General features: G+C 59.6%; 16 protein-coding genes and 2 pseudogenes. 13 read left to right on the top strand and 5 right to left on the bottom strand.

The window, feature by feature from the left end; all coding sequences use genetic code 11:
- Positions 1–131: 131 nt before the first annotated feature.
- On the top strand, positions 132–2,504 hold the full coding sequence (locus ACGHP5_RS16055; RefSeq protein ID WP_337772201.1) for an LruC domain-containing protein: 2,373 nt from the start codon (positions 132–134) through the stop codon (positions 2,502–2,504).
- Positions 2,505–2,668: 164 nt separating this feature from the next.
- On the opposite strand, the gene ACGHP5_RS16050 is transcribed toward ACGHP5_RS16055, so the two are convergent.
- Genes ACGHP5_RS16050 through ACGHP5_RS16035 form a run of 4 tightly spaced genes read right to left on the bottom strand, consistent with a single transcriptional unit; the run spans position 2,669 to position 8,994 of the window.
- Complete coding sequence (locus ACGHP5_RS16050; protein ID WP_290531952.1) at positions 2,669–3,250, bottom strand: TetR/AcrR family transcriptional regulator; 582 nt, start codon at positions 3,248–3,250, stop codon at positions 2,669–2,671.
- On the bottom strand, positions 3,250–4,626 hold the full coding sequence (locus ACGHP5_RS16045) for a TolC family protein (RefSeq protein ID WP_295900750.1): 1,377 nt from the start codon (positions 4,624–4,626) through the stop codon (positions 3,250–3,252). Before ACGHP5_RS16045 ends, ACGHP5_RS16050 begins: the two co-directional genes overlap by 1 nt.
- A 3-nt stretch (positions 4,627–4,629) precedes the next feature.
- Positions 4,630–7,815: an efflux RND transporter permease subunit gene (locus ACGHP5_RS16040; protein ID WP_390567684.1), complete on the bottom strand. Its 3,186-nt coding sequence runs from the start codon at positions 7,813–7,815 to the stop codon at positions 4,630–4,632.
- A gap of 3 nt (positions 7,816–7,818) precedes the next feature.
- Positions 7,819–8,994: an efflux RND transporter periplasmic adaptor subunit gene (locus tag ACGHP5_RS16035; RefSeq protein ID WP_290531949.1), complete on the bottom strand. Its 1,176-nt coding sequence runs from the start codon at positions 8,992–8,994 to the stop codon at positions 7,819–7,821.
- 163 nt (positions 8,995–9,157) lie between these two features.
- On the opposite strand from ACGHP5_RS16035, the gene ACGHP5_RS16030 reads away from it, so the two are divergent.
- The 12 genes and pseudogenes from ACGHP5_RS16030 to ACGHP5_RS15975 all read left to right on the top strand — a co-directional run bounded on the left by ACGHP5_RS16030 (position 9,158) and on the right by ACGHP5_RS15975 (position 20,189).
- A complete protein-coding gene (locus ACGHP5_RS16030; RefSeq protein WP_337756271.1) occupies positions 9,158–10,006 on the top strand; it encodes a helix-turn-helix domain-containing protein in 849 nt (282 codons plus the stop codon).
- Positions 10,007–10,309: 303 nt separating this feature from the next.
- A complete protein-coding gene (locus ACGHP5_RS16025) occupies positions 10,310–11,362 on the top strand; it encodes a class I fructose-bisphosphate aldolase (RefSeq protein ID WP_337657916.1) in 1,053 nt (350 codons plus the stop codon).
- A 47-nt stretch (positions 11,363–11,409) separates the two neighbouring features.
- Positions 11,410–12,432 carry a 2-hydroxyacid dehydrogenase gene (locus tag ACGHP5_RS16020; RefSeq protein WP_390567681.1) on the top strand — a complete coding sequence of 341 codons (1,023 nt, stop codon included), beginning with the start codon at positions 11,410–11,412 and terminating at the stop codon, positions 12,430–12,432.
- Positions 12,429–13,175 carry a 2,3-diphosphoglycerate-dependent phosphoglycerate mutase gene (gpmA, locus tag ACGHP5_RS16015; RefSeq protein ID WP_295900730.1) on the top strand — a complete coding sequence of 249 codons (747 nt, stop codon included), beginning with the start codon at positions 12,429–12,431 and terminating at the stop codon, positions 13,173–13,175. The genes ACGHP5_RS16020 and gpmA overlap by 4 nt, the downstream gene beginning before the upstream one ends.
- Positions 13,176–13,401: 226 nt before the next feature.
- Positions 13,402–14,670 carry a carboxymuconolactone decarboxylase family protein gene (locus tag ACGHP5_RS16010; RefSeq protein WP_337772193.1) on the top strand — a complete coding sequence of 423 codons (1,269 nt, stop codon included), beginning with the start codon at positions 13,402–13,404 and terminating at the stop codon, positions 14,668–14,670.
- A gap of 15 nt (positions 14,671–14,685) precedes the next feature.
- The gene (locus ACGHP5_RS16005) at positions 14,686–15,528 is read left to right on the top strand and encodes an aldo/keto reductase (protein WP_295900724.1); all 843 of its coding nucleotides are present in this window, start codon (positions 14,686–14,688) and stop codon (positions 15,526–15,528) included.
- 143 nt (positions 15,529–15,671) lie between these two features.
- On the top strand, positions 15,672–16,211 hold the full coding sequence (locus ACGHP5_RS16000) for a flavodoxin family protein (RefSeq protein WP_337657919.1): 540 nt from the start codon (positions 15,672–15,674) through the stop codon (positions 16,209–16,211).
- An 84-nt stretch (positions 16,212–16,295) separates the two neighbouring features.
- Positions 16,296–17,103, top strand: a pseudogene (locus ACGHP5_RS15995) (4Fe-4S binding protein); the annotation flags it as partial.
- 107 nt (positions 17,104–17,210) lie between these two features.
- Positions 17,211–17,798: pseudogene (locus ACGHP5_RS15990) on the top strand (4Fe-4S dicluster domain-containing protein); the annotation flags it as partial.
- A gap of 13 nt (positions 17,799–17,811) precedes the next feature.
- On the top strand, positions 17,812–19,194 hold the full coding sequence (locus ACGHP5_RS15985; protein ID WP_390567678.1) for an aldo/keto reductase: 1,383 nt from the start codon (positions 17,812–17,814) through the stop codon (positions 19,192–19,194).
- Between the two features lie 351 nt (positions 19,195–19,545).
- Positions 19,546–19,845 carry a helix-turn-helix domain-containing protein gene (locus ACGHP5_RS15980; protein ID WP_138265195.1) on the top strand — a complete coding sequence of 100 codons (300 nt, stop codon included), beginning with the start codon at positions 19,546–19,548 and terminating at the stop codon, positions 19,843–19,845.
- Positions 19,842–20,189 (top strand): hypothetical protein, encoded by a 348-nt coding sequence (locus ACGHP5_RS15975; protein WP_015546599.1) that lies wholly within the window; start codon positions 19,842–19,844, stop codon positions 20,187–20,189. Before ACGHP5_RS15980 ends, ACGHP5_RS15975 begins: the two co-directional genes overlap by 4 nt.
- 51 nt (positions 20,190–20,240) lie before the next feature.
- On the opposite strand, the gene ACGHP5_RS15970 is transcribed toward ACGHP5_RS15975, so the two are convergent.
- Positions 20,241–23,408 (bottom strand): helicase-related protein, encoded by a 3,168-nt coding sequence (locus tag ACGHP5_RS15970; RefSeq protein WP_390567676.1) that lies wholly within the window; start codon positions 23,406–23,408, stop codon positions 20,241–20,243.
- Positions 23,409–23,564: the final 156 nt, after the last annotated feature.

The raw sequence follows: 23,564 nt of genomic DNA, 5'->3' as shown, positions 1-23,564 counted from the left end.
TCCGGCCGGAATTTTGTTTTTCAGCAAAATTGAACTTTTTTGTTATATAAATGGGCGAAATTTTGCAGTTGAGAAAATAATACCTATATTTGTTGCGAAGACTATGTATCACATTTTGAAAATTTAACGATATGAAAAGACTTTACACGGCTTTGATGGCGGTGGCTATTGTCGCTTCCTCCTGTCAGAAAGATCCTGGCGGAAGCCCCGACACTCCGGATGCACCGGGGGCTATTCCCGCCGGTTTCAACTGGAAAACGACCCGGGACGTGAACGTTTCGGTCTCGGCTCCCGTCGTGGAAGGAACGACGCCTTCGTATGCCGTGATCCGCATTTACTCCTCGCCGATCCTTTCGGAGGAGAATCTGGTGGCCCGGGGCGTGGCGAAATCCGCGGCGCCTTTCCGGTCGGCGTTTACGCTGCCCGCCGGGACTGAAAACCTCTATGTCCAGACCACCCTGCCCGACGGCACGAAGTCGGTGAAGATGGCCGGAGTGCACGGCACGGTCGCCGTGACGGGCGCTTCGATGAAGGCTGCCGCTGCGCCGAAGATCCGTCTGGCGGCCAATACCCGGGTCGAAAGTTCGATGCCCGCTTATCCGACGATGGACGCACCCGATGTGGCGTCGTTCGATCCCAAAGCCGTGATTACCGCGATCGAGAGCGGCAAGAACTACCAGCTGGGAGCCAGTTGGGCATTTTACGCCGCTCCCGAATACCTGATCCCCGCCGGAGCGGAAGTTGCGGGCGAGATCGATCTCAACGGCGGGTTCAGCCCCTATCAGACCCCGGTTCTTTATGTGGCCGGCAAACTGACGCTTTCGTCGCTCAATATCGGACGGGCGAAACTGGCTGTGCTGCCGGGCGGCGAGGTGAAGATCGGAACCATGAATATCCAGCCTTCCGCCGCCGACGAGGCCGCGGTCTATGTCTTTAGCGATGGTAAGCTGTCCGTCGAAAAACCCAATGTCAGCGGCAAGTGTATCGTGAACAACGGTGTATTGACGGTCGATGGCAAACTCGACATGAATAACGGGCTGATCATCTACAACACGGCGACAGCCGTGCTGACCGTGACCGACGAGATGAAGGTTTCGAACTCCGCGCGGATCTACAACGACGGAGCCGTTACGGTCGACGATCTGAAGATCAATTCCGACGGCGAGTTCCACAACTGCGAGAACGCCCTGCTCGTCGTGAATGACGAGTGCGAGTTCGAGCGCAATACGACCATTTACCAGCGCGGCCGGGCTTCGATCGAAGAGATGACCGCCCGCGGTACGATCTGGGTGAACTGCCATACCTCGGTGAACGAACTGGAAGCCCAGGGGGCGGAGTTCAATTTCAGCGCGAATGCCGGACTCGACGCCGGAAGGGTCGAATTCAACAATACGAACGTGTCGATGGCCAGCGGTGCGATCTTCACGATGGAGGAATACAACATCGACGAGAAGGGCGGCAAGAACAATTTTACGTTCACCGGCGACGCCGACCCCAGGGCCGTGGTCCTGATTTCGGAGAAGGCGTATACCCGCAAAGGGCATGAAACCTATTTCTCGGGAGCGATCGAAGTCGTTTACGACAATGATCGGGATGAGGATTACACGATCCGGAAGAATTATCTTCTCGACGGCGCCGTGATGTCGGCATCGCAGACGACGGTCATCACCGAAAATGGCTGCAACGGAGGAAAGGACCCTGTAAATCCCGATCCGGAGCCGGAACCCGACGAGTATGAGAACGTTCCCGGACGTACCTATACCTATTGCTTCGAGGACAACTGGCCGTATTTGGGCGATTACGACATGAACGACGTGGTCATCGTGAGCCGTATCGACCGCATGACGTCGAAAGACGGCAGCAAGGTCTCGGCCCTTACGATCAACTGGGAGCTGTGTGCTGCGGGAACCACCTACGACATCGCCGGAGCCGTGCAGATGGACAAGGTGCAGACGTCGGACGTGGCCAACGTCGAGTCGTCGCACAAGGGTTTCGGCAGCGGCATGTTCGCTTCGCAGGGACTCGACGCCGACAGCCCGTATGCCGTGATTCCGTTCTTCAACAAGACGGAGGAGCTGTTGAGTGCCTCGAACACCTGGAAGGGACACCCGGCCGCCGCAACCCGGAAACACATCACGACGGTGACTTTCTCGCAGCCGGTGGACATCGCTTCGGTGCTGGATTCGGAGATGAACTTCTTCATCACGCCGAAGCAGCGCACCAGCGAGATTCACATGCCGGGCTATGCGCCGACCGCTTCGGGGATCATCGGCAAGGGTTCGTTCCTGCCTTCGGACCCTTACAAGTTCTTCGTGACGGAGGGTGACCAGCTCAAGAACAACTACATGATGTGGGCACTGGTGATTCCGGGAGAGTTCCGCTACCCTGCCGAGACGAACGACATCCGCGGCGTCTACGAATACTTCATGACATGGGCCTCGTCCAACGGAGCGGAGCACACGGAGTGGTATCAGGAAAGCGCCGATGCCGACAAGATCTATTGAGAAGACGATCTGTCATGGAAAAAGGCTGCGAATCATTCGCAGCCTTTTCCGTATCCGGAAGATACCGGGCGGAGACGCCTTGCGGTGTCCGGTGGCAATGCCGTTTCCGGGCGTAAAAAAGCCCCGCAGTAAATCTGCAGGGCTTTTCATGCGGGTTGTAAACCTCACGGTTTGCGGTCGATCAGTTCGATGCCCTTCCGGGTTGCCGCGCCGCGGAGTATCGTCCGGCAGAAGAGCCGGAGTTCTTCGCGGACCGTGCCGTTCAGGCGCAGGTCGAGGATCGTGCTCATCAGCTGCTCGGCAAACGCCGGGGCGTCGATTTCGGGCAGCAGGAGCTGCTCTTCACGGCAGGTTTCGAGATAGTCGGTCAGTTCCCTGCGCCAGAATTCCCGGTGCTCGTCGTAGTGCTCCGCGAAGATGATCTTGCGGCGGATGTCCGACAGAAAACTGTGTTCTACCGTATAGAGGTTGTCGATGTACTCGTTCGCCAGCCGGAGCACTTTTTGCAGCGGATTGCCGCCGCGCCGTTTGCGGCAGGCGACGATGCGTTCCTGCTGCTGATGGCTCATGGCGTCGAGGCATGCGCCTACGAGGTCGTTCTTGTCGGTGAACATTTCGTACAGGGTGCGTTTCGAGATTCCCAGCGTCTGCGCGATCTCATCGACCCGGACGGCACGGATGCCGTTCCGGGCGATAAGCTCCTGCGTAGCGTGGATGATCTCTTCTTTGGTCACTCCCCGTTTCATTATTTTTCCTCCGTAATGTCACGTCCGCCTCCGAGAGCCTGATAGAGATTCACGGTTCCCTGGATTTCGTCGAAACGGTCTGCGATCTGCGACAGCTGCGCCGAAAGCAGCGACTGCTGTGCGGTCAGCACTTCGAGGTAGGTGGTCGAACCGTGCTGCATCAGCAGTTCGGTCGACTCCACGGCGCGCTCCAGCGCTTCGATCTGCCGCACGCGGAGGTCTGCCTTGGCACGGGCCGACTGGCACTGCGTGAGGGCGTTGTTGACCTCGGCGCCTGCGTTGAGCAGCGTCTGCTGGAAGGCCAGCTTCGACTCCTCCTGTTGTGCCTTGGCGATCTTCACGCGGGCGCGGTTGGCGTTGGCGTTGAAGATCGGTTGCAGCAGCGATCCAGCAGCATTCCAGATCAGTTTGCCCGGATTGACGATACCCTGCGCACCGCCGCTGTTATTGGTCCAGCCCAGCGTGCCGCTCAGCGTGATCGAGGGATAGAGCGACGAACGGGCGCTTGCCGTGGCGTAGTACGACTGCATGAGCGAATACTCGGCCGAACGTACATCGGGACGGTTCGAAAGCATCAGCAGGGGCACGCCGACCGTCAGGTCGTCGGGCAGCTGCTGGTTTTCGAGACGTCCGCGCGCGATGGTGTGCGGGACCTCTCCCAGCAGCGAGCAGAGCGAGTTCTCGGCCTGCGTACGCTGGTAGCCCAGGTCGTGCAGCGATGCCTCGATGGCCAGCGTGTTGGCCTCGTACTGGGCCACTCCGGCCTCGTTGGCGTAGCCCGCCTCTTTCAGGGCGCGCATCGCCTCGACGCTCTGGCGCCACTTGGCGGCCGTCTCTTCCGTCACCTCGTACTGGCTGTCGAGCATCAGCAGCGTGTAATAGAGATTGGCCACGCCCGAAATCAGCTGTGTCTTCACGGCCTGCTCGTACTCCCTGCTCTGGAGATAGAGTGCCTTGGACTTGCGTTTGGCGTTGGTCAGGCCGTTGAAGATGTCGATCTGCCAGCTGGCTGTCACGGGAATCGAGTAGATTTTCGACGGCGTAGCTCCGTCGAAGCTGCTCAAACTGCCCTGCGGTGCGAAGTTGAACGACGGCAGGTAAGCCAGGCGTGCCGACTGGAGCGTAGCCTCGGCCTCCTTGACGCGCCAGCCTGCCGACTGCAGGTCGGTGTTGTTCTCCAGCGCAAGCGCGATAAGCGCCTGCAGCTGGGGATCGGTGAACATTTCCTGCCAGCGGATGTCGCCCAGGGTCGTCGTGTCGGCGGTCTCCGCCGATCCGTACAGTCCTGCGGTCGTCACTTCGGGACGGGTATAGGGTTTGTAGATGCCGCAGCCGGTCAGCGCCGCCGCGGCGCATATAATCAGGATCTTTTTCATGTGTTACTCCTCCTCTTTCTCGTTTTTACACTCTTCCAGTTCGGCGCGTACGGCCCACTGCGGATCGGGATCGAATTCCAGGGGCTTGACCTTCTCCTGCAACGTCTGGAAGACGATGAACAGCGTCGGCACGAGGAACAGCAGCGCCAGCGTACCTACGATCATACCGCCGATGACACCCGCACCGAGGGTCGAGTTGCCGTTTGCGCCTACGCCGTGCGAGAGCACCAGCGGGATCATACCGAACACGCAGGTGAGGACGGTCATCAGAATAGGACGCAGACGGGCTTTGGCGGCCGACACGGCGGCCTGCGAGAGGCTCATGCCCGCGGCGCGGCGGTCGGCGGCGTACTCCGTGATCAGGATGGCCGTCTTCGACAACAGACCGATCAGCATGATGATACCCGTCTGGAGGTAGATGTTGTTCTCCAGTCCCATCATCTTGGCCAGCAGGAACGAACCCATCAGACCGCACGGAACCGACAGAATGACGGCGAACGGAACGAGGAAACTTTCGTACAGAGCGCTCAGGATGAGGTAGATCAGCAGGATGCAGATGCCGAAGATGACGACCGTGTTGCTGCCCGTCTGGGCCTCCTCGCGCGTGATGCCGTCGAATTCGTAACCGTAGCCCTTCGGCAGGACCTGTGCGGCGACCTCCTCGATGGCCCGGATGGCGTCGCCCGACGAATAGCCGTCGGCGGCCGTACCGTTCACGGCGATCGAGCTGTACATGTTGAAGCGGTTCAGCACCTCGGAACTGTAAACCCTCGTCAGGTTCACGAACTGGCCCAGGGGAGCCATCTCGCCGCTGTTCGAACGCACGTAGACGTTGTTGAGCGACTCGGTGTCGAGACGGTATTTCGGGTCGGCCTGCAGCGTCACGTAGTACATTTTCGAGAATCGGTTGATGTTCGAAACGTACTGGCCGCCGTAGTAGCCCGCCAGGGTCGAGAGGATCGCGTTCGGCGACACGCCGGCACGCTTGGCCTTCGCCGCGTCGATGTCCACCATGTACTGCGGGAAGTTGATGTTGAAGGTCGAGTATGCGCGGGCGATCTCCGGACGCTGGTTCAGCGCGCCGATGAATTGCAGATAAATATTGTAGAATTCGGTCAGGTCGCCGCCGGTCTTGTCCTGCAGGTTCATGGAGAAACCCGTCGAGGTTCCGTAACCCGAGATCATCGGCGGAGCCACGGCGAAGATCTGTGCGTCCTTGATGTCGGCGGTGCGGCCGTAGATCTGGCCGATGACGGCGTTCACGTCATCCTCCTTGTTCGGACGCTCGTCCCAGTCCTTGAGCTTGATGATGGCCATACCGTACGACGAACCCTGTCCGGCGATCATGCCGTAACCGGCCACCTGCATGTAGTCGCGGATCTGCGGAATGCCGTTGATGCGCTGCGAAACCTGCTCCATGACCTTGTGGGTCTCGGCGAGCGAGGAACCCGGGGCTGTGGTGACGTTGACCATGATCGTACCCTGGTCCTCGTCGGGAACCAGACCCGTCTTGGTGGTGTTCATCAGCAGGACCAGCGCCGCAATGGTCAGGCCGAGCGTCGACCACATCAGCCACTTGTGCTTGATGAAGAGCATCACGCCGTGCTTGTATTTGTTGACCATGGCTCCGAATGCCGTGTTGAAGGCCTTGCGGAAACGTGCCGCGAAGTTGTCGCGCATCTCGCCGTTCTCGTCGAGGTACGGCTTCAGGATCATGGCGCAGAGCGCCGGCGACAGCGTAAGGGCGTTGACGGCCGAAAGACCCACGGCCACGGCCATCGTGATACCGAACTGCGTGTAGAAGACGCCCGACGTTCCGCCCATCATGGCTACGGGGATGAACACGGCCATGAAGACCAGCGTCGACGTTACGATAGCCGACGTGATACCCGACATGGCGTCGATGGTCGCCATGTACGAGGATTTGTAGCCCGCGTCGAAGCGCGCCTGCACGGCTTCGACGACGATGATGGCGTCGTCGACGACCGTACCGATCGCAAGAACCAGCGCGAAGAGGGTCAGCAGGTTGATCGAGAATCCGGCGAATGCGAGGAAGCCGAAGGTTCCGATCAGCGCCACGAGGATCGATACCGTGGGGATGAGCGTCGAACGGATGTCCTGCAGGAAGACGTACACCACAAGGATCACGAGAAGGATAGCCTCGAACAGGGTCTTGACCACCTCTTTCATCGAGGCGTAGAGGAAGTCGTTCACGCTCTGGAGGTGTGCGACGGCAATGCCTTTCGGCAGTTCGGCCTGCACTTCGTCGAGCAGGGCGTTGACGTCGTTCACGACCTGCGTGGCGTTCGAGCCGGCGGTCTGGAAGATCATGGTGCTGACGCCCGGGTGGCCGTTGGTGTAGCCCTTGTAAGCGTAGGATTCGCTGCCCAGTTCGATGTCGGCGATGTCCTTCAGGCGCAGGAGCGTGCCGTCGGAGTTGGCCCGGATCACGATCTCACCGAACTCCTCGGGCGTCTGGTGGCGTCCGCGGTATTTCATCGTGTACTGGAACGTGTTCTGGGAGTTCTCGCCCAGCGTACCGGTCGCCGACTCGATGTTCTGCTCGGCCAGCGCCGCCGTCACGTCCGACGGGATGAGTTTGTACTGGGCCATTATGTCGGGCTTCATCCAGATGCGCATCGAGTAGTCGGCGCCGAGGGTGAACACCTCGCCGACACCGTGGATACGCTGGATGCGCGGTTCGATGTTGATCTTCGAGTAGTTCGCCAGGAAGAACTCGTCGTAGGAGTCGTCGGGGCTGTAAAGCGAGAAGATCTTGACCATCGAGGTCTGGCGTTTCATGGTCGTCACACCGATCTGCGTGACCTCGGAGGGCAGCTGGCCGGTGGCGCGCGACACTTTGTTCTGTACGTTGACGGCCGCCATGTCGGCGTTGGTTCCCTGGCGGAAATAGATCGTCACGGAGGCGCTGCCGACGGCTGCGCTGGAGGTCATGTAGGTCATGTCCTCCACACCGTTGATGGCCTGTTCGAGCGGTACGATGACCGACTTCTGAATCGTCTCGGCGCTGGCTCCCGGGTAGGAGGCGCGCACCATGACCGTCGGGGGCGCGATGTCGGGATACTGCTCGATGGGCAGCGTCGCCAGACCGATCAGACCGGCGATTACGATTACGATCGATATGACCGACGCCAATACGGGTCGTTCTATGAAATGCTTGAGTGTCATAGGTTATTCCTCCTTCTCGGTTTGGGTTTGAGCGGCGGCCTCGTCGGTTGCGGGAGCTGCGGCAGCGGCTGCTGCGGCCTGGCCCTTCGGAACGATGGGCGTGCCTTCGCGCAGCAGACCCACGCCTTCGGCTACGATCACGTCGCCCGGTACGAGTCCCGTGCGGGCGATGTACTCGCGGCCGTTCGAGATTTTCTCGACGTCGATCATCGCCGAAGTGGCCTTGCCGTCCACTACTTTATATACGTATACTTTGTCCTGGAGTTCGAACGTCGCGGCCTGCGGAACGGCGATGCAATCCTTGTAGATGCTCGGCAGGATGACGTTGCCCGCGCCGCCGCTGTGCAGCAGTCCGTTCGGGTTGGGGAATGCCGCGCGCAGCGACACGCTGCCCGTCGAGGTGTCGATGACGCCGCTGATCGATTCCACGCGGCCCGTCTGGTCGTAGGTCGAACCGTCGCTGAGCTGCAACTGCACGCCCGGCATGCTCTTGAGCGTCTCGGCGATCGAGCCGTACTGGCGCGTCAGGGCCAGGAGCTGGTTCTCGGTCATCGAGAAGTAGACGTACATCTCCGAGTTGTCCGACACGGTGGTCAGCGGCTGCGGGATCGAAGCGCTCACCAGCGCGCCGACGCGGTACGGCAGCGTTCCCACCACGCCGTCGGTCGGAGCCTTCACGACCGTATAGGAGAGGTTGTTGGCGGCGTTCACGCGCTGCGCTTCGGCCTGCGCGAGCTGCGCCTTGGCCGTGAGCAGGTTGTTGTTGGCCGTCGAGAGGTCGAACTGCGAAACGACGTTGCGGGCGAAAAGCTCCTTCTTGCTGTCGTAGGTGAGCTGTGCGGTGGCCACGCCGGCTTTGGCGGCCTCGACGTTGGCTTCGGCGGTCTGCAAGGCGGCTTTGTAGGGAACCTGGTCGATGATGAAAAGGGTCTGTCCCTTGGCGACTTTCTGACCTTCGTTGACGCAGAGCTGTGAGATCGTTCCCGAAACCTGCGGATAGATTGCGATGTCCTGACGGCCGCGGATCGTCGCCGAGTAGTTGCTCGGGATTTCCCGGTCGGTGGTGGCGATGGTCATTACGGCGTATTCGCCGGGGCCCATTGTCATCGGAGCCTGTTTGCATCCGACGGCCGCCATGCAGCATGCCAAAACGGCAGCTTTCACAAATGTTTGCTTCATAACAATTCCTTTAACTAATTGGACTAAAAAACTTTTTCAGGTGCAAAAGTATTTTAAAAACGGTATCAATGTACCCTTTATTGCGAACAGAATTGGTACTTTTCGGAATAAAAATGGAACATTTATCGAAAATTTCATTATTTTTGTTCGAAAAAAGAATTGTATGCCACAGGTCAATCCGCTAATCACCACTCCCGAGGAGCAATTTGTTGTGGGCGAATCCGATTTCGCCTTTTTCGGCAATTACGCCTGCCGTGTGGAAGGAGGTGCGATTCTCTTCTGCCGCAGCGGCAGCGCCGACGCCACCGTCAACCAGTACCAGGGGCAGGTGCGTCGCAATACGATGGTGTTGCTGCTGCCCGGATCTATCTTCATGCTCACCGACCGCACGGAGGATTTTCGGGCGACCTACTGCGCTTTTTCGCGGGACCTCTTTTCCGAGGCGGCCTTCCGGATGGACCCTTCGTTTTTCCACGCTCTGCGCGAGCGGCCGATCTCCCACCCGCCCCAGCGGATCGTCGAGGGGGCTTCGATCTGGTTTCAGATGGCGGCCTACACCTACCGTGACCGCAGCAACGTGTTCCGCAATACGATCATCAAGAACCGCCTGCAGAACGTGCTGCTGGAGAGTTACGACAAGATGCAGCGCTTCGCCGCCCGGCAGCACCGCGTGCCGGAGACGACCACGCGGCAGTCGGAACTGTTCCATCGTTTCGTCGCCCTCGTGCACGAGCATTGCGCCCAGGAGCGCGAGGTGTCGTTTTACGCCGACAAACTCTGCATTTCGACCCGCTATCTGTCGACCATCGTGCGCAGCGTGGCGCACAGTTCGGCCAAGGAGTTCATCGACCGCTCGGTGATGCTGGAGATCAAGATGATGCTTCAGTCGACCGACCTCTCGGTGCAGGAGATCGCCTACCGCCTCCGGTTCCCCGACCAGTCCTATCTCGGGCGCTTTTTTAAAAAACACACGGGAGAATCGCCCACCGAATATCGCAACACCAAAAAATAGACATCCGATTTCAGGTCCTTTATCCGGTCCGGGCGGGAAACTCTCCGTCCGGACCGGATTGTGTTCCGGCGGTGTCCGCTCTGCGGCAACCGGAACGTTTTGAACAGGCTGTGCCGCATACCCCGAACGGGCGCACCCGTTTACCATTTTTGTCCTACCTCTACCCCATTCGGCCCGAATTCGTTCTCCGCCTTCCGCGCCGGGAATAACGTCCCGGATTTTTGGTAACTTTTAGACCGAGAACGGGACCCGATTGGACCCGGAATTGCAAAGGATTCGTAAAATGACCAAAACACAGCGATTATGAGCAAGACAGTTGAAATTTTAGGGGAGCAGGCCGGCTACTACCTCTCCCACGTATGCCGCACCATCGACAAGAAGTCGTTGTACCTGCCGGGACCCGACACCGTGGACCGCATCTGGACCGAATCCGACCGTAACGTCCGTACGCTGGGCAGCCTGCAATGGATTCTCTCGAACGGACGGCTGGGCCGCACGGGCTATGTCTCGATTCTGCCCGTGGACCAGGGCATCGAGCACGCCGCGGGCGCTTCGTTCGCCCCGAACCCCGCCTATTTCGATCCGGAAAACATTCTGAAACTCGCCCTCGAAGGCGGCTGCAACGCCGTCGCCTCGACCTTCGGCGTGCTGGGCGCCGTGGCGCGCAGATACGCGCACAAAATCCCCTTCATCGTCAAGATCAACCACAACGAGCTGTTGTCTTACCCCAACACCTACGACCAGGTGCTGTTCGGCACGGTGCGCGACGCCTGGAACATGGGCGCCCAGGCCGTCGGGGCCACGATCTATTTCGGTTCGCCGGAGAGCCGCCGCCAACTGGTCGAGATCGCGCAGGCGTTCGACCTGGCGCACGAACTGGGCATGGCGACGATCCTGTGGTGCTACCTGCGCAACGAGGGTTTCAGGAAGGACGGCGTCGACTACCACGCTTCGGCCGACCTCACGGGGCAGGCCGACCACCTGGGCGTGACGATCAAGGCCGACATCGTGAAGCAGAAACTTCCGTCGAACAACGGCGGCTTCCGGGCTGTCGGCTTCGGCAAGACCAGCGACAAGGTCTACACGGAGCTGACTTCGGACCACCCCATCGACCTCTGCCGCTATCAGGTGGCCAACGGCTACATGGGCCGCGTGGGGCTGATCAACTCGGGCGGCGAGTCGCGCGGGGAGTCCGATCTGAAGGAGGCCGTCACGACGGCCGTGATCAACAAGCGCGCCGGGGGCATGGGACTCATCAGCGGCCGCAAGGCCTTCCAGCGTCCGATGAAGGACGGCATCGCCCTGCTGCACGCCATTCAGGACGTTTACCTCGACGATGAAGTGACCATCGCATAATATCCGCGTCCCGAAAACGTTTTATATATGGAGTAAAAAGTGCAACTATGAAAATAACGCTATTCGGCACGCAGCCCTACGACCGGGAGTCGTTCGACCGCATCCGCGACGCCTACGGGTTTGACATCTGCTACCACCGCAGCCACCTGAACGCCAATAATGTAGCCCTTGCGCAGGGTTCCGATGCGGTCTGCATCTTCGTCAACGACACGGCCGACGCCGAGACCATCCGCCAGCTGGCCGGGATGGGTGTGAAGCTGATCGCGCTGCGCTGCGCGGGCTTCAACAACGTCGATCTGAACGCCGCCGCCCGTTACGGGATTCCCGTGGTGCGGGTTCCGGCCTATTCGCCGCACGCCGTGGCGGAACACGCCGTGGCGCTGATGCTGGCGCTCAACCGCAAGATACACCGCGCCTACTGGCGCACGCGCGACGGCAACTTCTCGCTTCACGGGCTGATGGGCTTCGACATGTACGGCAAGACCGCGGGCATCGTCGGCACGGGCAAGATCGCCCGCGAGCTGATCCGCATTCTCAAGGGATTCGGCATGGAGGTCGTGGCCAACGATCTTTTCCCCGACCCGCAGTATGCCGCGGAAGCGGGCATCGCCTATGTGCCGCTCGACGAACTGTACAGTCGTGCGGACATCATTTCGCTCCACTGCCCGCTGACCGACCAGACGCGCTACATGATCGGCGACGTGGCCATTTCGCACATGAAACCGGGCGTGATCCTCATCAACACGGGCCGCGGCCAGCTGATCCACACCGAGGCGCTGATCGACGGACTGAAGGAGAAGAAGATCGGAGCTGCCGGACTGGACGTTTACGAGGAGGAGGCCGGGTACTTCTACGAGGACACCTCGGACCGCATCATGGACGACGACGTGCTGGCGCGCCTGCTGTCGTTCAACAACGTGATCGTCACCTCGCACCAGGGCTTCTTCACACGTGAAGCAGTGGATAATATAGCGCACACTACCATGCAGAATATCAGTGATTTCGACGAGCATCGCCATTTGGAGAACGAAGTGCGTGCCGAACCCGAAAACGCAGTCGGACAGTTATGAAAAAGATCGTATTGCTCCGCCACGGCGAGAGCGTTTGGAACAGGGAAAACCGGTTCACGGGATGGACCGACGTGGACTTGAGCGAGAAGGGCGTCGCCGAGGCCGTCAAAGCCGGCGAAACGCTCCGCAGGGAGGGGTTTCATTTCGGCCGCGCCTATACCTCCTATCTGAAACGGGCCGTGAAGACCCTCGACGCCGTGCTCGACAGGATGGACCGGGACTGGATTCCGGTGACGAAGACATGGCGGCTCAACGAGAAGCACTACGGCATGCTCCAGGGGCTGAACAAGCGCGAGACGGCCGAGAAATACGGCGACGAGCAGGTGCACGTCTGGCGCCGCAGCTACGATGTGGCCCCCGCGCCCCTGGCCGAGGACGACCCACGCAATCCGCGCCTCGATCCCCGCTACGCCGGGATTCCCGACGCCTCGCTGCCCCGCACCGAGTCGTTGAAAGACACCGTGGCCCGCACGATGCCCTACTGGGAGTGCGAAATCCTCCCGGCGCTGGCCCGCCACGACGAACTGCTGGTGGTGGCCCACGGCAACAGCCTGCGGGGCATCATCAAGAACCTGAAAGGGATTTCGGACGAGGCCATCTCGGAGTTCAACCTCCCGACGGCCGTGCCCTACGTCTTCGAATTCGACGAGGGGCTGGGCTGTGTGAAGGACTATTTTCTGGGCGACCCCGCCGAAATCGCCAAACTGATGGAGGCGGTTGCCAATCAGGGGCGGCGGAGCTAAAACCTTTGCCGGCGTAAGACGCCGGTTTTAGGGGCAGTCGCCTGCCGATCCGTTTTTGATCCGGTTCTGTGCCTGGGCGCGCAGAACCGGTTTTACATGCAGACCGTCTTCGCCCGCCTGAAAATGGCGCCGCTCCGTAATAATGGTATGCCGAACCGTAATCGGGGTACGGAATCGTTGCGCGAAACACCCTATTTTTGTATCGTGAAACCATTCCTTTGAACCGATGAAACGAATCCTCTTCGCGGCCCTGGCCGCCGCAGCCCTCTTTTCGGGCGGAATCCTGCAATCCTTAAATGCACAAAATATGGAAATACCGAAAAAAGTCAGCCCGTTTCCCGTGGGCGACAAACTGCCGGAACAATTTTCGAAGTACTTTATCGGGCAGGCCTGGCTGGCCCCGCTGACGGCCGACAAGCGGATGAACGTGCCCGTGTCGAACGTCACTTTTTCGCCCGGATGCCGCAACAACTGGCACAGCCATACGGGCGGCCAGCTCCTGATCGCCGTCGGGGGCCGGGGTTATTATCAGGAGAAGGGCCGTCCGGCCCGGGTGCTGCTTCCGGGCGACATCGTGGAGATCGCGCCCGACGCGGTGCACTGGCACGGCGCGGCTCCCGACAGCTGGTTCTCGCACCTGGCCGTCGAGTGCAACCCCGCGACCAACGTGAATCGGTGGCTGGACCCCGTCGACGATGCGCAGTACGCCGCCGCCACGGCTTCCGCCGGTCCTGAATCCCGTTTGGGCGGGGATGCCCGGCGCAGCCTTTCGGAGCTGTTTCCGGACGGAATCCCTGAAGTCGGGGATGCGGATCCCGAATTATTTGAAATTTTTGGTAACTTTGCGCTCGGCGAAGTGACCGCCTACGGCCAGCTCGACACGCGGACGCGCATGCTGTGCATCCTGGCTTCGAACATCGCCTCGCAGGGCCGGACCGCCTACCGGACGACGCTCGAAGGCGCGCTGAACGCCGGGGTGACGCCCGTCGAGGTGAAAGAGGCGCTTTATCAGGCCGTACCTTACGTCGGCATGGCGAAGGTCGCCGACTTCGTGGGGATTACCAACGAGGTGCTGGAGGCGCGCGGCGTGACGCTGCCGCTCGCGGGCCAGTCGACGACCTCGCCCGCGGACCGTTTCGAAAAGGGACTGGCGGTGCAGCGGTCGATTTTCGGCGCGGAGCGCATCGACGGGATGCGCGAGGCGGCCCCCGCGAACCAGAAGCACATCCAGCGTTATCTGTCGGACAACTGCTTCGGCGATTTCCTGACCCGCGGGGGACTGGACGTGAAGATGCGCGAGCTGCTGACCTTCTCGATGCTCGTCTCGCTCGGGGGCTGCGAATCGCAGGTGAAGGGCCACATCGCCGGGAATGCGAACGTCGGCAACGACAAGGCCACCTTGCTGGCCGTCGTGACGCAGCTGCTGCCCTATATCGGTTATCCCCGCACGCTGAACGGCATCGCGTGCCTGAACGAAGTTTTGCCGGAAAAATAGAAAAAGAGTGAAAATATGGAATACGTAAAATTGAACAACGGCGTCGAAATGCCGCTCCTCGGCTTCGGCGTTTATCAGATTGCGGACCCGGAGGTCTGCGAGCAGGCGGTCGGCGACGCCCTGAAGACCGGTTACCGCTCGATCGACACCGCCGCGGCCTACGACAACGAGGAGGCCGTGGGACGCGCCGTCCGCCGCAGCGGCATTCCCCGCGAGGAGCTGTTCATCACCACGAAACTGTGGATCAGCGACGCGGGTTATGAGCCTGCCAGAAAGGCGTTTGAGGAGTCGATGCGGAAGTTGGGACTGGAGTATCTCGACCTCTACCTGATCCACCAGCCTTACGGCGATGTCTACGGTTCGTGGCGCGCCATGGAGGAGCTTTACCGCGAGGGCCGCATCCGCGCCATCGGCGTGTCGAACTTCTACCCCGACCGCCTTCAGGACCTGATCCTGCACAACGAGATCGTGCCGGCGGTCAACCAGGTCGAGACCCATCCGTTCCACCAGCAGACCGCCGCCGCGGAGTTCATGCGCACGAAAGGCGTGCAGATCGAGTCGTGGGCACCCTTCGCCGAGGGCAAAAACGGGCTGTTCTCGAACGAAATCCTGCTGGCGATTGCCGCCAGGTACAAAAAGACGGTGGCGCAGGTGGTGTTGCGCTGGCTGATCCAGCGCGGTGTGGTCTGCATTCCCAAGTCGGTGCACGCGGAGCGCATCGCGGAGAATTTCGACGTGTTCGGCTTCGCGCTCGACGCCGAGGACATGGCCGTGATCGCCTCGCTGGACCGCCCGGAGAGCAGTTTTCTGGATCACCGCGATCCCGAAACGGTTGAATGGTTGAGTAATTTGCATTGAATCAATCCGCTGGTCGCATTCGCCGCCGATGGCGTCGTTTACCAATCCGACCCGCCCCAAACCCGCCCCGGGCAGGGAATTCGTGCCGCTGAAGCGGCACGAATCAGGGCCGATGACCGTGGCAGAAACAGTAAACTAAAAATATGGCAAAGAAAGTTTTGATCCTCTCCTCCAGCCCGCGCCGCGGCGGAAATTCCGACCTGCTGTGCGACCGTTTTCTGGAGGGCGCCCGCAAGGCGGGCCTTGAGGTTGAGAAGATATTTCTCAAAGACAAAAAAATCAACTACTGCATGGGCTGCAACCGTTGTTACAACGGCGAGCACCCCTGCCCGCAGCAGGACGATGCGGCCGAAGTGGTCGGGAAGATGGTCGACGCGGACGTGATCGTGATGGCCTCGCCGGTCTATTTCTACACGGTGTGCGGCCAGATGAAGACCCTGATCGACCGCGCCTGCGCCCGCTATACCGAGATGAACGACAAGGAATTCTACTTCATCCTGACGGCCGCCGAGCAGAGCATCGGGATGATGCAGCGCACGGTGGAGTGTTTTCGGGGCTTCCTCGACTGCCTCGAAGGGCCGACGGAGAAGGGCGTCGTCTATGGCGTCGGGGCCTGGCACGCCGGGGAGATCAAGTCCTCGCCCGCGATGCAGGAGGCGTATGAATTAGGCTTGCGGGCTTGATGAGGCATAACCCGGCGGCCGGATGGCGACGGTCCGGTATAGCATGAGTTCCGATATAAACTTACTTGATTCAGACTTAAATCTATGTTACGAAAAATCCGAATTGCGGCCGCGGCCTTTTTCTTCGTGCTGACGACGCTGCTGTTCCTCGATTTTACCGGAACGCTCCACGCGTGGCTGGGCTGGATGGCGAAAATCCAGTTCCTGCCCGCCCTGCTGGCCCTGAATGTCGGCGTCGTGGCGTTCCTGGTGATCCTGACGCTTCTTTTCGGCCGCGTGTACTGTTCGGTCATCTGTCCGCTGGGCGTGATGCAGGACGTCATTTCGTGGGCTTCCGGCAAGCGCAGGAAACACCGGAACCGCTTCGCGTACTCCCCCGCCCTCACCTGGCTGCGCCGGGGAATGCTCGTCGTGTTCGTCGCCGCGATGCTGGCGGGCATCGGTTCGCTGCTCGCGCCTTACAGCGCCTACGGCCGCATCGCCTCGAACCTGCTGGCTCCGGTTTATGCGTGGGGCAACAACCTGCTGGCATACATCGCCGAGCGCATGGACAGCTACGCCTTCTATTCGGTCGATGTCTGGATGAAGGGCCTCTCCACGTTCCTCGTCGCCGTCGTAACGTTCGTCGTACTCTTTATCCTCGCGTGGCGCAACGGGCGCACGTACTGCAATACGGTCTGTCCGGTGGGTACGGTGCTGGGATTACTCGCCCGCTACTCGCTGTTCAAGCCGCGCTTCGACGTCTCGAAGTGCAACGGCTGCAAGCTCTGCGCCCGTAACTGCAAGGCCTCGTGCATCGACCCTGTGGCCCATAAGATCGATTACAGCCGCTGCGTGGCCTGCATGGACTGCCTCGAAAACTGCCGCCAGGGGGCTATCACCTATACGCTGCGGCGGCGTAATCCGGTCCCGGCTTCCGCGTCGCGGAAACCGGCCGCCGACGCCGCAAAGGCGCCTTCCGACGCTTCGCGCCGCCGGTTTCTCGGCCTGGCGGGCGTCGCGGCCTACTCCGCGCTCCGGGCGCAGGAGAAAAAGGTCGACGGCGGCCTGGCGGTGATCGCCGACAAGAAGGTTCCGAACCGCACCACGCCCGTCGTACCGCCCGGAGCGCGGAGCCTGCGTCACTTCAATGCCCATTGCACGGGATGCCAGCTCTGCGTCTCGGTGTGCCCCAACCAGGTGCTGCGGCCGTCGGGCAAGCTGATGACCCTCATGCAGCCCGAAATGTCGTTCGAGCGCGGATACTGCCGCCCGGAGTGTGCGAAGTGCGCCGAGGTGTGCCCCACGGACGCCATCCGCCTGACCGGCCTCGCCGAGAAATCGTCGATTCAGATCGGTCATGCCGTGTGGATTGCGGAGAATTGCGTGGTCAACACCGACGGCGTCACCTGCAACAACTGCGCGCGCCATTGTCCCGCCGGGGCGATCAGCATGGTGCACCGGGACCCCGACGACCCCAAGTCGCCGCGCATCCCCGCCGTGAACGAAGAACGCTGCATCGGCTGCGGGGCCTGCGAGAATCTCTGCCCGGCGCGTCCGTTCAGCGCCATTTATGTCGAAGGCCATTCGCGCCACAGAACCGTCTAAACGCAAGAAAAACATGGAGAAGAAAAAGATAGACCGCCGGAAATTCCTCAAAACGTTCGGTGTCGGCGCAGCTGCTGCGACCGCCGGGCTTTACGGTTGCAGGACGAAGGGTGCGTCGGAGAAGACCGCCGCCGTCGGGGAGGTCCCGACCGGTGCGATGACCTTCCGGGAGTGCCCCGCGACGGGCGACCGGGTGTCGCTGCTGGGCTACGGCTGCATGCGCTGGCCCCTGCTGGAAAGCCCCGCGGCCGACGGCAATCCGATCGACCAGGAGGCTGTCAACGAACTGGTCGACTATGCTATCGCCCACGGGGTCAATTATTTCGACACGTCGCCCGTCTACATACAGGGCTTTTCCGAGAAGTCGACGGGCATTGCCCTCAAACGCCATCCGCGCGACCGGTTCTTCATCGCCACGAAGATGTCCAACTTCTCGAACCCCACGCGCGAGAATTCGCTGGCCATGTACCGCCAGTCGCTGGCCGACCTGCAAGTCGATTACCTCGACTACTACCTGCTTCACTCGGTGGGCGGCGGCAAAGGCGTCGAGACCTTCAACGAGCGCTTCGTCGACAACGGCGTTCTCGACTTCCTGCTGCGCGAGCGCGAGGCGGGGCGCATCCGCAACCTCGGGTGGTCGTTCCACGGCGACCAGAAGGTCTTCGACCACCTGCTGGCGATGCACGACAACGGTGAGGCGCGGTGGGATTTCGTCCAGATCCAGATGAACTACGTCGACTGGAAGCACGCTTCGGGCCGCAACGTCAACGCCGAATACCTTTACGGCGAGCTGGAGAAGCGCGGCATCCCGGCCGTGATCATGGAACCGCTGCTCGGCGGGCGTCTTTCGCGGCTCAACGACCATCTGGTCGAACGGCTCAAGGAGCGCCGCCCGGCGCAGAGCACCGCTTCGTGGGCCTTCCGCTACGCGGGTTCCTGGCCCGGGGTGCTGACCGTGCTGAGCGGCATGACCTACATGGAGCACCTGCAGGACAACATCCGCACCTACTCGCTGCTCGAACCCTGCACTGACGGGGAACTGGCACTGCTCGAAGATACCGCGCAGCTGATGCTCAAATACCCCACCGTGCCCTGCACCGAGTGCCAGTACTGCATGCCCTGCCCCTACGGGCTGGACATCCCGGCGATCTTCGCCCATTACAACCGCTGCGTGAACGAAGGCAACGTGCCCAAGGACCGGCAGGATCCCGGCTACCGGGAGGCTCGCCGGGCGTTCCTCGTCGGTTACGACCGCTCGGTTCCCAAACTCCGGCAGGCGAGCCATTGCATCGGCTGCAACCAGTGCGTGTCGCACTGCCCGCAGTCGATCAAGATTCCCCAGCAGCTTCGGCGCATCGACCGTTTCGTCGAGCAGCTCAAGCAGGGAACGCTCTGATTCCGACATGCAAGGCCCCTCCCGTCGGGGCTGACTGTTTTTGAGATACCGTTCTGTAAATCAGAACGGTATTTTTATTGAAAAGAGCAAGGGTTACGAATTGGTGACGGAAGTCTTACATTTTGTTGCACCCTTATACAATATATCCAAGAACTCACGACAAATATAGTTAAAATATTATACATAAGCAAATTAACGAATAGAAAAGCATTAAATACTATTTAAGCATATCCAACTCGGATATGCTTTTTTGTGCTACGAGCGGGTTGATTATTTAGTTGCCTGTTTTAACTAAATTATTACTATCGGAATGTTTCCTATCATTGCATCGTCTAACCAACGATCATTGCAATGAAGCCATTGAAAGGTAATCCGACTCTGCGTTTATTACGTCTGGTATTGCGACGATTCAATCGTCTCGAACTACTCATCCAAAACAATTCTCGACCTTTACCCGATGACCTGATCGACACTCCGGCAGTCCGCATGCTTACCCGGATGTCCGATCGTACCCTCTCCCGTCGTCGGAGCGACGGCACGATCCCTTATGTCAAGCACGGCGGCAAAATCTATTACAGCAGATCGCGCGTTCTCGAAGCCCTCCGGAATGAACCCAACACCACATCAACCAATAAAGTAAAGAAGTCATGAAAAAGATGATTCTTATCGAGCGAAGCAAATTCGCTCTGCTCGTTCGTAGCCACATGAAAGCCTCGAACATGCTCCTCGTATTGCAGCATGTCTGCCGGGAGCGTCGTATTTCTCTTTCGATGACGCAGGAGGAAGTCTGCCAGCTCATCCGACTCGATCCGGATTTCGTCGAGAAATACAAACGTCGCGGGAAACTCTGTCCCGTCGAGGATCAGGATGGCAAACAATACTATAATGTACTGGATTTCATCAATCTGAAAGACATGCAGGAGAGTAAGCGTATTTTCTATCAGACGATGGAACAAGCAGTGCCGGATACGGCGATTACGATTGATCGGGAATAACCAATCAAATTCAACGAGGCTGCCTAACAAATTTTAGACAGCCTCGTTTTTTTATAACTTCGGCCCTTTGGCCTTCACGTTTGTCGCGGGTCGCACGAGAAGAATATGATTGCGAATAAAGTCCGATTCGGGCGGAGACACGACGTGTTCCCGTTCTTCCGGCGGTTCTTCTTGGCTCCCGGATGCCGCAGAAAGCAGCTCTGCCTTCGACGGTCTGGCTGTCTCGTCCACAATCTCCGCGTTTTCGATCTTCGACTCACTGCCGTTATCAGTTATTTTCGCCTGCATCTCCTGCTGCTTCTGTGCGATGTCGAGTTGAATCTTCCGAGTCAGTGACTCTGCCTCGGCCTTGAGCCGCTTCAGCTCCTCCTCTTTGGGCCATACGGCTGCGATCTGTTGTTCGAAGGTCGGAATGTCGCGGGTAAATTGCTTTTTCTCTTTCTCGTAGGTCGCCATCAGTGACGGTATCGTGTCGAGCGCCCGGATGAAGTTCGTCGCCGCGGTTTTCGGCTCCGCAGCCAGATGCCCGTTGTTGAACGTGTACTTGATGCCGTCCAACCCTTCGACCATGAATTTATTGACCGTAAGTGCCAGCCCGTCTTTCTGCATTCGCTCGGTGCGGACAAGAATGCGGAAATCGAACAGCGTGCCGATTTTCTGGTAATCGTCACCGGTATTTACCGTGCGGTCGATCTCCACGAGGCGCTTGCCATGGGCGACAATATCCGTGGATTCCACGCCGTCGATCCGCAGGGGATTGGCCCGCTTGCCTTTGGCGTCCGGCGGCGCCACCTCGTTGATATAGTCCCAATCGCATTTCAGACGTTCGAGCATCGCATCCCGTCGTCCGATCTCCGCCGTGTAGCGTTGCAGTTGGCTCTGCGCCTCATGCCGGGTGCGCATGAAGATTGTCTGCTCGCTTTCCAGCGCTGCGATCCGGCCTTCGAGCTTGGCTTTTTGCAGCAGGTCGGTATTTCCCGACACCACGGCCATCCACTCCGCGAAGTTCATCCCCGAATCCTCGCTGATGGCCCCCTCGTCCAGCCGCCGCGCACCTAACCGGTTGCGCTTGAGCTGATCGATGAACTGCTGTTTGTTGTGCAGCAGATTCAATTTGTAGGCATCGAGCGTGCGCAGAACGGCATAGACATAGGCTTTGACCTTATTGCCGGCATACTCCTTGGCGACTATGTTGCCTTTCCGTGCGCCGCGGCCATTGCGCTGTTCCAGATCCATCGGCCGCCACGGAATGTCGAGGTGGTGCATGCAGACGATTCGTTTCTGGGCATTGACTCCCGTTCCGAGTTTCTGCGTCGAGCCGAAGAGTACCCGGATTTTCCCTTCGTTCATGGCATCGAACATCGCCTGCCGCACCTTGTCGCTCGCGGCTTCCTGTACGAAGCGGATCTCCTGCGCCGGAATACCGTGGTCTTCGACCAGTTTGCGTTTGATCTCCGAATAGACGTTCCAGATGCCGGGCTTATAGGTCGAGAGATCGCAAAAGACCATCTGCGTACCTTTCTGATCTTCGTATCGCCGGTAGTATTCTGCGATGTTGGCGGCACTGCGGCTGGCCTTGTTGCCCGGCGAATCCGCATACGCGGGACTTACCAGCCGCATGTCGAGCGAGAGTTTGTTAGAGTACATCGTCACCAACAGCATCAGGGCTTTGACCTCTCCGTCGCTCAGGTCGGTGCGTCCGATATGTTCGGGATCGCCCGTCTTGGCGAAGAGCACCAGCTTGTCCAAAAACGCCTGCTGATCGTCGGTCATAGGTATCTGGCATAGCTCCTCGTCCAGCTCGGGACGGTCTATTCCCACGTCTGCGGCCGTGCGGTAGTCGGTAATCTCGTTGTAGAACATGGCCAGCTCCGGAACCTTGATGAAATAGCGGAAACGCTCTTTGGAGATCACTTCGTTGGTCACCGAAAACTCGAACTCCGATGTTTTCTGCGCGAATACCGCGGCCCACGCATCGAAGCAGGGAATGTCCTGTCGCTCCAGTTCTTTGGGACGCAGATACTTGAACAGCAGATACAGCTCCGTCAGGGAGTTGGCGATGGTCGTTCCCGAAAGGAACGTCGCGCCGAGATCGCGCCCCGTGCGCTGCTGAATGGTGCGGATGGCGTACAGCAAATTCATGGCTTTCTTACTGCCGTCGGTATTTCCCAGTCCCGACACGCGGCTGTGGCGGGTGTTGAACATCAGATTCTTGAAGTTGTGCGACTCATCGACGAACAGATGATCTATTCCCATCTGCTGAAAATCTACCGTATCGTCCTTTTGCGCGTCGATTGTCTCCTGCAACTCGTGGAGCTTGGCATCCAGATTCTCCTTGCGCTTCTCCAGACCGCGCAGAATCCAGCCGTCCACATGTCCGCCCTGCTTTTCGTAGGACGCCAGATTTTCATCTATGTCGTCCATCTCCTGCCGAAGAATCTGCTGCTGCACCTCGGCCGACTGGGGTATCTTGCCGAACTGTTCGTGCGTAAGGATGATGCAGTCCCAGTTGTTGTTCTTGATGTCGCTGAAGATCCGCAGGCGGTTCTCCGGCGTGAAGTCCTCCTTGCCGGGATAGAGCAGACGGGCATTGGGATAGGCCGTGCGGAAGGTTCGGGCGATCTCGTGGATGTTGGCTTTGATACCGATGATCATCGGCTTGCGGGCCAGTCCCAGACGGTGCATCTCATACGCTGCGACGCACATGATGAGCGTCTTGCCCGTACCGACCTCGTGGTCGCAGATGCCGCCGCCGTTCTGCTTGATCATCCAGATCGCATCCTTCTGGCTGGGATACAGGTCGTCGATGCCCAGCCCCCGCAGGTCGAGCCCCGGAAACTGCTGGTGGCTGCCGTCGTAGCGTGGACGGACATAGCAGTTGAATTTGCGGTTGTAGAGATCGGTCAGCCGCTCCTTGAAATCGTCGGGCTGCGCATGCAGCCATTCGACGAACACCTGCCGGATTTCGGTGATGAGCGTGTCGGCCTTCTGCCGGGCCTCGAAGTCGGGAATCCGGATGGTCTTGCCGTGTTCGTCCTTGCCGCCGTCCTTGTTGATGTTGGGCAGCGTGTTGAGCATGGCATGATGCAGCAGATCCATACCGTCGTAGACCTCGAAGTCTCCTTTGACGACGTATTTTTGGGAGATCAGAGGGCTGTACCCGTGGTTCTCGATGCCGAAGGCATCCATCTTCGCCGAATAGCTTACCGATACGGGCACCTGAAAGAAATGCTCGCAGAAGCCTTCGTAAATATCGGTCGGTATCCATCGCTCGCCGAGGTTGAAATCCAGCTCCTCGAACTCGATGCGTTTGGGTGCGGCCTCACGAAGCAGCGCGAGCGAGCGGCAGCTGGCATCGTCGTCGGGATTCTCCTT

Origin of the sequence: Alistipes sp. i18-0019-D1 (assembly GCF_042852885.1) — a bacterium.
Taxonomy (GTDB): Bacteria; Bacteroidota; Bacteroidia; order Bacteroidales; family Rikenellaceae; genus Alistipes.
This window is presented reverse-complemented; position numbering and strand designations above follow the sequence as displayed.

What these genes read in the sequence shown, in the direction of transcription:
- gpmA (WP_295900730.1), top strand. Translation starts at nt 12,429, where the DNA reads ATGAAAAAGATCGTATTGCTCCGCCACGGCGAGAGCGTTTGGAACAGG.
- ACGHP5_RS16045 (WP_295900750.1), bottom strand. Translation starts at nt 4,626, where the DNA reads ATGAAAAAGATCCTGATTATATGCGCCGCGGCGGCGCTGACCGGCTGC.
- ACGHP5_RS16055 (WP_337772201.1), top strand. Translation starts at nt 132, where the DNA reads ATGAAAAGACTTTACACGGCTTTGATGGCGGTGGCTATTGTCGCTTCC.
- ACGHP5_RS15980 (WP_138265195.1), top strand. Translation starts at nt 19,546, where the DNA reads ATGAAGCCATTGAAAGGTAATCCGACTCTGCGTTTATTACGTCTGGTA.
- ACGHP5_RS15975 (WP_015546599.1), top strand. Translation starts at nt 19,842, where the DNA reads ATGAAAAAGATGATTCTTATCGAGCGAAGCAAATTCGCTCTGCTCGTT.
- ACGHP5_RS16010 (WP_337772193.1), top strand. Translation starts at nt 13,402, where the DNA reads ATGAAACGAATCCTCTTCGCGGCCCTGGCCGCCGCAGCCCTCTTTTCG.
- ACGHP5_RS16030 (WP_337756271.1), top strand. Translation starts at nt 9,158, where the DNA reads ATGCCACAGGTCAATCCGCTAATCACCACTCCCGAGGAGCAATTTGTT.
- ACGHP5_RS16050 (WP_290531952.1), bottom strand. Translation starts at nt 3,250, where the DNA reads ATGAAACGGGGAGTGACCAAAGAAGAGATCATCCACGCTACGCAGGAG.
- ACGHP5_RS16005 (WP_295900724.1), top strand. Translation starts at nt 14,686, where the DNA reads ATGGAATACGTAAAATTGAACAACGGCGTCGAAATGCCGCTCCTCGGC.
- ACGHP5_RS15985 (WP_390567678.1), top strand. Translation starts at nt 17,812, where the DNA reads ATGGAGAAGAAAAAGATAGACCGCCGGAAATTCCTCAAAACGTTCGGT.
- ACGHP5_RS16000 (WP_337657919.1), top strand. Translation starts at nt 15,672, where the DNA reads ATGGCAAAGAAAGTTTTGATCCTCTCCTCCAGCCCGCGCCGCGGCGGA.
- ACGHP5_RS16020 (WP_390567681.1), top strand. Translation starts at nt 11,410, where the DNA reads ATGAAAATAACGCTATTCGGCACGCAGCCCTACGACCGGGAGTCGTTC.
- ACGHP5_RS16035 (WP_290531949.1), bottom strand. Translation starts at nt 8,994, where the DNA reads ATGAAGCAAACATTTGTGAAAGCTGCCGTTTTGGCATGCTGCATGGCG.
- ACGHP5_RS16040 (WP_390567684.1), bottom strand. Translation starts at nt 7,815, where the DNA reads ATGACACTCAAGCATTTCATAGAACGACCCGTATTGGCGTCGGTCATA.
- ACGHP5_RS16025 (WP_337657916.1), top strand. Translation starts at nt 10,310, where the DNA reads ATGAGCAAGACAGTTGAAATTTTAGGGGAGCAGGCCGGCTACTACCTC.